The sequence below is a fragment of the Akkermansia muciniphila genome (assembly GCF_030848305.1).
Classification (GTDB): Bacteria; Verrucomicrobiota; Verrucomicrobiia; order Verrucomicrobiales; family Akkermansiaceae; genus Akkermansia; species Akkermansia muciniphila_A.
Genome location: NZ_CP114598.1, coordinates 25,697 through 37,910, shown reverse-complemented (window position 1 = coordinate 37,910; position 12,214 = coordinate 25,697). Strand labels below are relative to the sequence as shown.

The following is a 12,214-nucleotide window of genomic DNA, read 5'->3' as shown; positions in this document are numbered from 1 at the left end:
GTTGCCAAACGGGGAGGCTTGGTCATAATGGCCTGCGTATGATGAAGCCTACACTTCTTGTTTTAGCAGCTGGCATGGGCAGCCGTTACGGCGGTCTCAAGCAACTTGATCCGATGGGCCCCAACGGGGAAGTAGTTCTTGACTACTCTGTTTATGATGCCATCCGGGCCGGTTTCGGAAAAGTGGTATTCATTATCCGCCGTGACTTTGAAGATATTTTCAAGGAAAAGGTCGGCAGCCGTTTTGCCGGCAAGATTGAGGTGGATTACGCTTTCCAGTCTCTGGACGACCTGCCGGAAGGCTTCTCCGTGCCGGAAGGCCGGGAAAAGCCCTGGGGCACCGCCCACGCCCTGCGTGCCGCCCGCCACGTGGTGAAGGAACCCTTTGCCGTAGTGAATGCGGATGACTTTTACGGTGCGGACGCTTTTGTGCAGGCCGCCAAGTTCCTGACCTCCACTACGGATGAACCCGGCAAGGCCCATTACGGCATGATCGGCTATCCGCTGAAGAACACCCTCTCCGACAACGGGGACGTGAACCGCGGCATTTGCTCCATCAAGGACGGCCTGCTGGACGGCGTGGAGGAATTCGTGAAAATCCAGGCTGACGAAGACGGCGTCGTGCGCGGCAACAATCTGAAGGGCGAACGCCTGCCGGTGGATCCCGCAGAACTGGTTTCCATGAATTTCTGGCTGTTCTCCCCCTCCTTCATTGAACTGACGGAAGATCATTTCGTCGACTTCCTGAAAGAACACGGCCAGGAACCCAAGAGCGAATGCTTTATTCCCACCGTGGTGGACGCCCTGATTCATGCGGACCGGGCGGATTGCGCTGTTCTTCCCACTTCTTCCTCCTGGTTCGGCATGACCTATCCGGGGGACAAGCCCATGGTTGTGGAAGGCATCAACAAACTTATTCAGCAGGGCGTATACCCTGAAAAGCTCAACTAAGCCTTTTTTCCTATGCACGATCTCAAGGCTGTATCAACCCTGTTCGATCTCCGCGGCGATTTTGTCCACGGTTACTCCTACGGCAGCGGCCACATCAACGACACCTACTGCATCTGGGTGGATCAGGCGGGACAGCGTATCCGTTACATCCTCCAGCGCGTGAACCATAATGTGTTCAAGCAGCCCATCCCCCTGATGGAGAATGTAAAGCGCGTAACGGACCACGCTCTGAAGCGCCTGAAAGAGGAACAGTGCCCGGAAGCTTACCGCCGCACTCTCACGCTGGTTCCCTCCGTGGACGGCAAGCCGTACGCCCTGGATTCGGACGGCAACTGCTGGCGCGTGTACCCGTTCATTGAACGCGCACGCACGTATGACCAGATTGAAACTACCAAGCAGTGCCAGGAAGCGGCGCGCGCCTTCGGCGAGTTCCAGAAGCTCACGGCAGACCTGCCCGGAGAGCCCCTGTTCGAAACCATTCCCAATTTCCACAATACTACTTCCCGCCTGGCGGCTCTGAAAGAAGCCATCCAGTCCGACCCCCTGGGGCGCGTGAAGGAAGTGCAGAAGGAAATAGACTGGTATCTTTCCCGCGAGGCGGACTGCCACATGGTGGTGGATTACCTGAAATCCGGGGAATTGCCCCTGCGCTGTACGCACAATGATACCAAGCTGAACAATGTGATGCTGGACGATGTAACCGGAGAAGGTATTTGCGTGATTGACCTGGATACCACGATGCCCGGTTCCGCCATTTACGACTTCGGCGACATGATCCGGACGGCCACGTCTCCCGCCGCGGAAGATGAAAAGGACGTCTCCAAGGTCACGATGCGCATGTTCATGTTTGAAGCTCTGGTGCAGGGTTACCTGAGTTCCGCCAAGAGTTTCCTGACGCCTCTGGAAAAGAGCCTGCTGCCGTTCTCCGGCAAATTGCTCACGATGGAATGCGGCATCCGCTTCCTGACGGACTACCTGTCCGGTGACGTGTATTTTAAAATCCACCGTCCGGAACACAACCTGGACCGTTGCCGTACGCAGATGGCCCTGGTGGAATCCATTGAGGCGCAGATGGATGAAATGAAGGCCATTGTGGACCGCTATTAATCAATATTTACCAACATCGGAAAAACATGAAGATTCTCGTAACCGGCGGCGCCGGATTCATCGGTTCCCATATTGTGGAACACTATCAGGATAAGGCGGAAGAAATCCGTGTGCTGGACAACCTGCGCACGGGCTATCTCAAAAACCTGGAAGGGCTCAGGCACACATTCATCGAAGGTTCCATCTGCGACCGGGAGCTGGTGCGCCAGGCGGTGCAGGGGGTGGACTATATTTTCCATATGGCCGCGCTCGTCTCCGTGCCGGAATCCATGAGCAAGATCGGCGAATGCATCGACATCAACGTCAACGGTTTGCTGAACGTGCTGGAGGAAGCTTCCGCCGCCGGAGTCAAAAAAATCGTGCTGGCGTCTTCCGCCGCCATTTATGGAGATAATCCTACGGTGCCCAAACTGGAAACCATGTACCCGGAACCCAAGAGCCCCTATGCCATTACCAAGCTGGACGGGGAATACTACCTCAACATGTTCCGGGCGGAAGGAAAAATCAATACGGCGGCCGTGCGCTTCTTCAATGTCTTCGGCCCCCGGCAGGACCCCAAGGGCGCCTATGCCGCGGCCGTGCCCATTTTCATTGAAAAAGCTGTCAAGGGGGAAGATATCACCGTGTATGGGGACGGCTCCCAGACGCGCGATTTCATCTATGTGAAAGACATTGTAGGAGCCCTGACCTTTGTGGCGGAACACCCGGAAGTCACCGGCGTGTTCAATGCCGGTTACGGCGGCCAGATCACCATTGAAGAGCTGGCGCAGAACATCATCAAGGCTGCGGGATCTTCCTCCAAGGTGCTTCATGCGCCGGAACGTCCGGGAGACGTCAAGCATTCCCGCGCCTGTGCGGACAAGCTCCGCAATGCCGGATGGCAGCCCAGGCATACTTTGCCGGAAGGCCTGGCGACGACGCTGGAATACTTCAAGGGAATTCTGGGCAGGTAGCCTTCCGTAATTTCCGGTTTTATATTACTCCGGACTGTCTCCGCTCCTGTAGCGGAGGCAGTCTTTTTTATGGGAAATTGGGGATGTGTATGACAAATTGGACGGGTGTTGAAATTTGGATCATGCAAAAAGACTTTTCCCATCATGGGAAAAGAAGAAGAGCGGGGGGAGGAAGAATGAAAAAATGATTTATGGTCAAAAGTTTTTCATGAATTTTTACAGTCCTTTGGTTTGACAATAAGGTAATTGGCTGAAGCCGATGTCCCGTATTTGTTAGAGGAAAAAATTTTCTGCGGGAAAAAGCCGGACTGGCATTGAATATCATTGACGGAAGAAAGGCGCGATAATAGAGACTTCGAGCGATATGCGTTTCTTCAGAGATTCTTCCGCCAAGCAATGGCCTGCGTTTAAAGATCCCTGTTTCGAATTGGCCATGGCCCGCCGGAAGGAGGAAGCCCGCTGGGGATGGATACCTTTTGCCGTATTCGTCTTCTTTTTGTTTGTGTACCGCTTCTTTGGCCTTGTCATGCCGAGCAATAATGCGGACGGCTCGCAGTCATGGCTCTTTTTGCTGGTGCTGGCAGGCTGGGGGCTTCTGGCTCTCGTCCACATGGTTGTGATTCCCATCTGGATGCTGATCGCCTCCCTTCATTACTGGGAGGTGAACCGCAGGGGATTGGCTGTGGCGGGGCTGCTGTTCAGTATTTTGGCCCCTGTCAGCATGGTTTTCATGCTGTCCTTCTGGTCCAGGTTGGGATAAAGGCGCATTTCTTTCCTGAGGGGGGAAACGGTGCCTCTTCCGCCAAACTTTCAGGATTCCGGGGATTGGCCTTTTCTCCGGCCTTTCAACCGGGTAAAGTGTTTCCGATGGATTTGTTCAGTTTACAGGAAGCGGAAGCGCGGGAAGGTTTTGAGCCCGGAGCGGATACTTCCGCCATGCCGCTGGCCGCGCGCATGCGTCCGCGCGCCCTGGATGAAGTGGCCGGGCAGAAGCATCTGCTGGCTTCGGGCAAGCTGTTGAGACGGGCCATTGAGACGGACCGGTTCACGTCCCTGATTTTCTACGGGCCTCCCGGTTGCGGGAAGACTACTCTGGCCGCCGTCATCGCCCGGACGACGAATGCCCATTTCATGATGCTCAACGGCGTGGAATCCAATGTAGCGGACATCCGGGAAAAAATAGCCCAGGCCCAGATGAGGATGAGCATGCACGGGCGGAAAACCGTCCTCTTCGTGGATGAACTGCACCGGTTCAACAAGGCCCAGCAGGATGTTTTGCTTCCTCATCTGGAAAAGGGAACGGTCAGGTTCATTGGAGCGACCACGGAAAACCCCTATTTTGCGATTAACTCCCCCCTGCTGTCCCGTTCCCAGGTCTTTCCGCTGGAACCGGTGCCGGAGGAGGAATTGGCCGCCCTGCTGAAGCGCGCCCTGGCGGATGAGGTGCGCGGGCTGGGCGCATTCCGCGTGGATATGGAGGAGGATGCCCTGAACCATCTGGCCGCCAAGGCGGACGGAGACGCCAGGAAGGCGCTCACGGCTCTGGAAGTGGCTGTCCTGTCCACTCCCGCGGGGGAAGACGGCGTCATTCATGTGGACATCTCCGTCGCGGAGGAATCCATCCAGCGCAAGGCCATCAGGTACGACCGCCTGGGGGATTCCCATTACGATACGATTTCCGCTTTCATCAAATCCATGCGCGGCTCTGACCCGGACGCCGCCCTGTATTGGCTGGGGATGATGCTGGAAGCAGGGGAGGATATCCGCTTTATCGGAAGAAGGCTGGTCATCGCCGCGTCGGAGGATGTAGGGCTGGCGGACTCCAACGCCCTGCGCGTGGCTCTGGATGCGGCGCGCGCCGCGGAAATGGTCGGCATGCCGGAAGCCCGCATCCCGCTGGCGCATGCTGCGGTTTACCTGGCGACGGCTCCCAAGAGCAATTCCGCCTACATGGGCATCAACGCCGCCATGGATGACGTGCGCAATGGGAAAACGCTGGCCGTGCCGGAGCACCTCCGGACGCCCACGCGCAAGAAGCTGGCCGCCGCCGGAGGCGCGGATGCCGCCAGGCTGGAATACCTGTATTCCCACGACTATCCGGAACATTACGTTCCCCAGGCCTACCTCCCGGAAGGCCGCGTGTATTACACTCCCACCGGAAACGGACTGGAACTGCGGATCAGGGAGCGCATGGAGTACCGCCGCCAACTGGCGGAGAACGCGAGGGAAGACGGGAAGAAGGGGTAATCCTCCCTTGAAGACGCGGGAATGAGAAGAATGTTTCCCTTATCGCTCCCTTGAAGCTGCCGGGAATGTTGTTCGGCCTGGGCCGGCAAAGGGCAGGGAGAGTGGGGCGGCTTCCGCTTGAGCGCCGGTTGGGAATGCTTCCCTCTCCGGAAAAAAGGCAGGAAATCCCCTGGTAATATCCTGCCTCTGTGAAGGTTGTGATATGGCGGCGTGTTTGTTTGTCGGCAAGAATCAGGATTCCTTGGTCACGATGATGTCGCAGTCCGCATCAAACCATCCGTGTCCCTGGCAGTCGAAAACCAGGTCCGGCTTTTCCGAACCGGAGAGGCGCAGGGTGAATTCGCGCCCGTTTTTGTCCTGACGGTCCTTGGGCAGTTCGCTGACTACGCGGTTGCCCTTCATGAAGCGGGGATTGCGGATATTGCAGCCGCCGTTGTTCATCTTGAAGGTGATCTTGTAGTTTCCGGGGCCGTCGAGCATGCTACTGACGTTAACGCGGGTAGGCGTCAGTTCCGGACGCAGGTCGTAGCCCGTGAAGTGAGGACTTTTCAGGGTGACGGGTTCCGTCAGGTAGCGGTAGTAGTTCTGGGCGCCTATTCCCATGAGGGTTTTAGGGGATATCCTGGCGATGTCCGTCAGGGTCTTCAGCGCCTGGTCCTTTTTCCCCTCATGGCGGTAGAGCCAGAACCTGGCCGCCATGACCTGTTGTTTTTGAAGGGGCGTCAGGCCGGGGATTTTGAGCTGTTTGTTTACATAGGCATGGGCGGTTTTGTAATCCTTTGGCCCGCCGTCTTTGGCGGAATCATTCACCATTCTCTGCACTTTTTCAATGTAGGGCAGATGATTGAAGGTGGATTTGAAGTGCACGCCCTTGGTATCTTCCGGGTCCGCCTTCTTGATTTTTTCCAGAATATCCTTTCTGGATGAGGCCGCATAAGGAGGAAGCTGCTGAAGTCCTTCTCCGTAAAGAAGGGCCGCGGCCGTTCCGGATGAAGCGGCGGCTTTTTCCCACAGGGCATTGGCTTTGTTTTGCTGTTTTACGGCTTCCATCGCCTGCTTCATGACGGCTGGCAATGTTTCCCTGGAGACGCCTTCCGACAGGAATACCATGTTTCCGGTGGGGGAGACCACCTGAATGGCGGGGATGTTCCAGATTTCCCCGGGGGGCTTGGGCAGTTTCTGCTCTTCTTCCGTCATTTCCTCACGTTCGTCCTGGATGCACCAGAGCACGGGTTCCGGGGAGTTCTTGGCCAGGTGTTCCACTGCGCGGGTGATTTCACGTGACTTGGGGGACCAGTCCGTGCCAGCCCACACGACGATCATGTATTTATTGACGGTTTTCGCCTCGTCTTTCACGGCGCTGTAGGCGGGGAGGGCCGCCTGGACGGGGGCGGACAGGAGGAGAGCTGCGGCCAGCAGGCCGGAAACGGTATGGATATGATGAAGCATGGCGTTAATGGAGAATTTATTTTTCGTAAACGAGGATATGGCGCAGATGCATGAATTCCGGCTGTGCGTTTTTGGCTTCCACCTTGATCCACTTGGCTCTGGCGCCTTCCGGGGCGGTGATCACCCATTCCTTGGGCATGTTTTCCGTGGCGGACAGGGGGAACCAGGTGGCTCCGTCCGTGGAAGTGGAAACCTCCATCTTCTTCATCCGGTCTTCATTGCCGTTGCGCTTGGTGATTACCAGCCCGGCCAGGTTCACGCCGTTTTTCAGTTCTACAATGACGTTCGGACTGGCTTCCTTATCCGTATGCTGGGCACCCCCGCAGGGACGCAGCAGGTTGATATGATCCCAGGGAGTGTCCCACCGGCTTGTGGTGGAGCACCGGACCATGCCGTCTGCGGGCACCAGTTTCCAGCCCTGCGGAACGGCCGCCTTGACCGTATTGCTCGCCATATTGGCGCCGGAGAAAGTGGCCGCCGCTTTGCTCAAGGCCTGGAAGGCCGGAATGGAGCGGGCCGTTTCCGTGGCGTAGATGGCTGTGCCGTAGGCTTCCTTCAGCTTTTTGGGGTCGGGGGCTTTTCCGGAGGTTCCGGTTTTTTCCGTTTGCTGGGCTACCTTGGCGAATGCGTTGGAGAAGACGTCCGCCTGGCCGTTTTCCACGAAGTTTTTCACTCCCCATTCCAACGCCTGGCCAAAATTGGTGCCGTCCCCCGTTTTCAGGTGGGTGGAGAGGACTGTTTCCAGATAGGCCGCTTTTTCCTGCGGATTGGCCAGGAAGGCGGATTGGGCGTCCAGCACGGGCTGGAATTTCACTGCCCAGGATGTGGGGGTGGTGGCGATGGCTTCATGCAGGTCCCGGAACCAGGCAATCCGGTCTTCCGCCGGAATATCCATCAGGAATTTATTCTGCACGTCCTTGAGGATGTCGAATGCGGCAAAGCCGTTGCCCTGATAGTGGGAAAGGGCATCCTTGGCGTAAACGTACCAGTCGATAGGCTGCATGCCTTTCTTTTCCATCAGCAGGCGTTGGAGTTCCGTGCGGAAGAACGGGTGCAGAGGGGTTTGCCTGAGCGCTTCCTCCCATGCCTGGATGGCCTTGTCCTTATTGCCGGAAGCTTCGTCCAGCCGGGCCTGGGCGGCCCACAGGTAGGCCTGGTCCGCCTTGTCGTTGTCAGCAAAGACGTTTTCCATCAGCAGGTAGGAAGTTGGGGCCTGGGAGCCGAAGATATGGTTGTGCATGCCTCCGTCCGGTCCTCCGAAGCCGCCTTTCCATTCCCCCCGCTTCACGCGCACGGCGTACGCGCAGTGGCCGGGCTGCCCTACCGGATAGGCCGGGATGCCGTGGGCTTGGGCCGCCATGGTGCCGAAGTAGGAGAGGCCGCCGCAGACGCCGCCGATGATCTGAGTGTTTTCCGCAGTTGTGTGAAGATCCCTCCACGGCACGTAGAAAAGCGGTCCCTGAATGGTATCGCCAAAGAAATTATGGCCCGTATAAGGGGCGGCCCAGCAGGCGGCCGTGTACCGCCGCCAGGGGAGGTTGACGTGTTCATTGCTCCATTCGTAGGATTTATCGTCCCAGGGACTTCCCACGACGAAGCGCATTTCCCATGGGCGCAGCTTGATGAATCCCGGATGCAGCTTGTTTTCCTGATGCAGTTTCTTGAAAATCCGGTAGCGGCGCACCGGATTGCTGTTGGCGGAGTTGGTTTTGAGCCTTCCCGCCATGGGGCCGGTGGAAAAGACAGAGGCCAGCCCGGTGGCCAGGGACTGGTAATTCCGGAAATCCGGGCTCTTGCCGTCCGCTTTCCAGATGTCGGAAAGAATTTGAAGACCTTCCGGTGAATTTTCCGGAATCAGGCCCGCTCCAAGGTAAAGCTCTATCCATGCCGGATCCTGTAAAAAGGTTTTGATGAAAGCGGCATCCTGTGCGCTTTTGGAGAACACGGCTTTCACCTTGTCCGGTCCCGTGACGCGCAGGAGTTCGTGAATGTCCAGCAAATGGCGGTACTGCCTGTTCTGGAGCAGTTTTTGTTCGGATTTCGTTTGTTCTCCTGCCTTCAGGAGGGTGGAACGCAGTTCCGTCTGCAGACCGTCAAAGTCTCCGGAGGCAATTTTTTGTGCCAGGGGCGCCGGCAGACGGCTGGCGGAGGCCGGCGTTTCCGTTTCAGGTTCCGTCAGGCCCTGCGCCGCGCAGACGGGCGCCGCGAGCAGGGAGGTACAGAGAAGAAGGTGTGAAATATTCATGTGGAAAGGATTACTTGATAATAGCAGAAAGAGCGGGGAGAGAGCCAGTGCGTTTTTCTGCTTATTACGGTGCCGGAGGAGCGTTTTTATCATCCTTCGTGGTACATTTCAGCACAAATGGTCGCAGAGCATTTTGACGCCCAGGCCGATGAGGATGAGCCCGGCGCCCGCTTCCAGATGAAAGGTCGGGAAGCGGTGCAGCCGTCCGGTCAGAAAAAAGCCAGCCGCCGTACACAGGAACGTGGTGAGGCCGATTGCGGCGGCGGGGAGAAGCACCGCGTGAAGGGTGGGGCCGGTTCCGCACTGGGCGGATGAAAGGTAAATGCTGACGCCCGCCACCAGCGCGTCGATGCTGGTGGCGATTCCCACGGCCATAAGGGTAGGAAGCGTCAGGTTGGCGACGTGGGGCATATCCTCTTCTCCATTGCGGTGATTCCATCCTTCGCGGAGGACGTTAACTCCAAGGAACGTGAACACGGCGAAGCCCAGCCAGTGATCCCAGGCCGCAATATACCGGTGCACGGAGCCTGTAAGCAAAAAGCCCAGCACGGGCATCAGGAATTGGCCGGCCCCGGTGGACAGGGAGAGCCTGATTCCGTTGCTCAAACGCTTTTGCTTAATGAGCAAACCGTAGGAGAACGCCACGACGAAAGCGTCCACGGAGAGGGCAAAAGCCAGGAATATCAAGTCGGCAAGCGGCATGCTCATTGCGGAGAGGCACTCTAGGGCATCCCCGGCAAAAAGCAATTTTTATGTTCCTTGCGTTTCTTCCGGGTTCCGGATGCATCACAGGCGGTGGAGGCTTGATTCCATCTTTCAGCCGGGGAGGCATGTCTCCTGCATGCATGTTTCCGGACCGCACGCATGACTGATGGAAAGACGTCTTCCGGCAGCCATGCGTTGAGGATGGGAAAGAAAGCTATTTGCAGTATTTTTTGATATAGGGCAGCACGGCGTCCGCCCAGATGGCGTAGCCTTTTTCCGTAAAGTGCAGATTGTCTCTGCTGATGCCGGGGAGCAGTTTTCCGGCGGAATCCAGGAAACGCCTGTTGATGTTGGCGTACGTGGTGCGGGGCAGCTTGCACTGGGCCAGAACGGCGTTGATGCGGTCGTTATGCTGGCGCAGCTTGTCCTGCGGTCCTGTGCCGCGCGGGAAGATGCCCAGCAGAAGGACGTGGGTGTCCGGGAATCTGACCAGCAGGTGTTCAACGGCGCCCAGAATGCCCATGGCCGTTTGTTCCGGCGCTTCTCCTCCTTTGAAATGACCGGTATTATTGGTGCCGATCATGACGATGCAGAGTTTGGGATCCGTCTGGGCCGGGATGCCGGAGTCCGTGATGCGGTAAATCAGATTGGTGGTTTGGTCCCCGGAAATGCCGAAATTGCAGGGATGATAGGGGGCGAACGCCTTTTCCCATATTGTTTTCCCTTCCCTTTTCCAGTAGTCCGTAATGGAATCTCCCAGGAAAAGGACGCCGCAGGGGTTGTTCTTTATTTGTTCCACCTGCTGTTCATATTGCTTTCTCCACCATTGGGGCTGTTCCCGCGGCAGCGGAACCAGAGGGGACGGCGCAGCCGTGGAGAGAAGAGAGGCCAGCAGGGAGAAAGCAAGTATATGTAAAATCTTCATGGGCATTTATTGTACGGGAGCTTTCCAAAAACGCCACATGAAAGTGATGGCCTTTTTTTCGCTGTTGCGGTGTGCGGGCAGCTTTTGCGGCAGGGTGTTCCCCCTTGCCAGATTCCGGGGGGTGGTGTAGCTTGTGGGCCGTATGAGTGAGGTATCCCTGCAGCATGGAATGACGCGTCAGATGGCCGTCTCCCAGTCCATGCAGACGGGAATGCAGATTCTCCAGGCCTCCGCTTTGGAATTGAGGCAGATTGTCCGCCAGGCGCTGGAAACCAATCCCATGCTTGAGGAATTGCCGGACGCTTCCCCGGAAGCTCTGGAGGACGGAGATGACAGGAATGAACGGGAAGACGGGTGGAATGAGTTTACGGTGGAAGGCCGCCTTTCTGAGGACGCGGCCGCACGCCGTGATTTCATGTATGAATCCGTAGTGGCTCCGGAATCCCTGAAAACCCATTTGATGAACCAGGCGCAGCATTCCGCATTGACGGGGCGCGCCCGGGACGCCCTGTTCCTGCTGATTGACGCTCTGGACGAACGCGGATTTCTGACGGAGTCTCCGCAGGAGCTGGAAGAGCAGGGGTGTTTCAGCATGCGGGACATGGGGGAAGCTTTGGCTGCGCTGAGGGAAATGGACCCGCCCGGAGTGGGGGCTGCGGATTTAAGGGATTCCCTGTTGATTCAGCTTGAACAGCGCGGTTTGAAGCGTTCGCTCGCTTTCCGCCTGGTCAAGCGCTGCTGGCGGGAACTGGCGGCGCACAAATATGAGGAAGCCGCGAACCTGCTGGACGTGGAACCGGGCGCCGTAGCGGAAGCCCTGGAGGTGATTAGAAGCCTGACTCCTGATCCGGGGGGGGCTTACGCCCCCGGCGGCAACCCTCATCTGCTGCCTGACGTCATTGTGGAGGAAAACCCTTCCGGCGCGCTGGAGGTTGCCCTCACTTCCGAGTATCTTCCGCGCCTGTCCATGAATGAACGGTATATGGAGCTGATGTCGGAGGGTTCCGGAAGCCGGGAGCTGAGGCAGTATCTCCGCAGGGCGTTCCGGGAGGGCCAGGAGCTGTTGCGGGCTTTGGATATGAGGCAGGAGACCGTTTTGCGCCTGGCCCGCGTCATCGTGCGGAGGCAGGAGGATTTTTTCAGGTCCGGTCCCTCCCGCCTGAAGGCCATGGGCATGGAAGAGGTGGCAGAGGAGATGGGCGTTCACGTTTCCACGGTTTCCCGGGCGTGCCGGGACAAGTACCTGTTGTGCAGGTGGGGGATGAAAGAACTGAGATCCTTTTTCAGTGCGGGAGTTCCTTCTGAAGGCGGCGTTTCCCCGGATGGGGCGGCCTCCGGAACCATGGCTTCCGGCGCCGTCCAGGAGATGATGCGGCGGCTGATTGCGGAGGAAGATTCTTCCAAACCCCTCAGTGACGCCGGGCTGGCGGCTGCGCTGCGGGAAAAAGGGGTGAACATCGCCCGCAGGACGGTGGCCAAATACCGGGAGCAGATGAAGATACTGCCCGCTTCCCTGCGCCGGGGAATATGACAGTTTCCTATCTTTTTGAATTGTTTGTTAATAATTCACATTCAATAAAATGTGTCTTTTGTTCTTCAGGCGCTTTTCTTGTTTTTCTTTCCGGCGGAAGAG

General features: G+C 57.3%; 10 protein-coding genes. 6 read left to right on the top strand and 4 right to left on the bottom strand.

Annotated features, from left to right (window positions below; all coding sequences use genetic code 11):
• Positions 1-41 precede the first annotated feature (41 nt).
• The 5 genes from O4G22_RS00150 (at position 42) to O4G22_RS00130 (ending at position 5,257) form a co-directional block, all read left to right on the top strand.
• A complete protein-coding gene (locus O4G22_RS00150; protein WP_343229884.1) occupies positions 42-950 on the top strand; it encodes a nucleotidyltransferase family protein in 909 nt (302 codons plus the stop codon).
• Between the two features lie 12 nt (positions 951-962).
• Entirely contained in the window at positions 963-2,057 is a 1,095-nt protein-coding gene (locus tag O4G22_RS00145; RefSeq protein ID WP_022197171.1) for a phosphotransferase enzyme family protein, read from the top strand.
• A gap of 26 nt (positions 2,058-2,083) precedes the next feature.
• Entirely contained in the window at positions 2,084-3,010 is a 927-nt protein-coding gene (locus tag O4G22_RS00140) for an NAD-dependent epimerase/dehydratase family protein (protein WP_022197172.1), read from the top strand.
• Between the two features lie 364 nt (positions 3,011-3,374).
• Positions 3,375-3,770, top strand: coding sequence for a hypothetical protein (locus tag O4G22_RS00135; protein ID WP_290488355.1), 396 nt, complete (start codon positions 3,375-3,377; stop codon positions 3,768-3,770).
• 107 nt (positions 3,771-3,877) lie between these two features.
• Positions 3,878-5,257 (top strand): replication-associated recombination protein A, encoded by a 1,380-nt coding sequence (locus O4G22_RS00130; protein WP_022197174.1) that lies wholly within the window; start codon positions 3,878-3,880, stop codon positions 5,255-5,257.
• A gap of 231 nt (positions 5,258-5,488) precedes the next feature.
• Here O4G22_RS00130 and O4G22_RS00125 read toward each other — a convergent pair whose 3' ends face one another.
• The 4 genes from O4G22_RS00125 to O4G22_RS00110 form a co-directional block, all read right to left on the bottom strand.
• The gene (locus O4G22_RS00125; protein ID WP_094140301.1) at positions 5,489-6,706 is read right to left on the bottom strand and encodes a hypothetical protein; all 1,218 of its coding nucleotides are present in this window, start codon (positions 6,704-6,706) and stop codon (positions 5,489-5,491) included.
• Positions 6,707-6,722: 16 nt separating this feature from the next.
• Positions 6,723-8,951, bottom strand: coding sequence for a tetratricopeptide repeat protein (locus O4G22_RS00120; protein WP_300771730.1), 2,229 nt, complete (start codon positions 8,949-8,951; stop codon positions 6,723-6,725).
• Positions 8,952-9,059: 108 nt separating this feature from the next.
• Entirely contained in the window at positions 9,060-9,659 is a 600-nt protein-coding gene (locus O4G22_RS00115; RefSeq protein ID WP_297405666.1) for a manganese efflux pump MntP family protein, read from the bottom strand.
• A 211-nt stretch (positions 9,660-9,870) separates the two neighbouring features.
• Positions 9,871-10,581 (bottom strand): GDSL-type esterase/lipase family protein, encoded by a 711-nt coding sequence (locus O4G22_RS00110; RefSeq protein WP_180974692.1) that lies wholly within the window; start codon positions 10,579-10,581, stop codon positions 9,871-9,873.
• A 142-nt stretch (positions 10,582-10,723) separates the two neighbouring features.
• Between O4G22_RS00110 and rpoN the strand changes: the two genes are divergently transcribed.
• Entirely contained in the window at positions 10,724-12,112 is a 1,389-nt protein-coding gene (gene rpoN, locus O4G22_RS00105; protein WP_306701864.1) for an RNA polymerase factor sigma-54, read from the top strand.
• Positions 12,113-12,214: the final 102 nt, after the last annotated feature.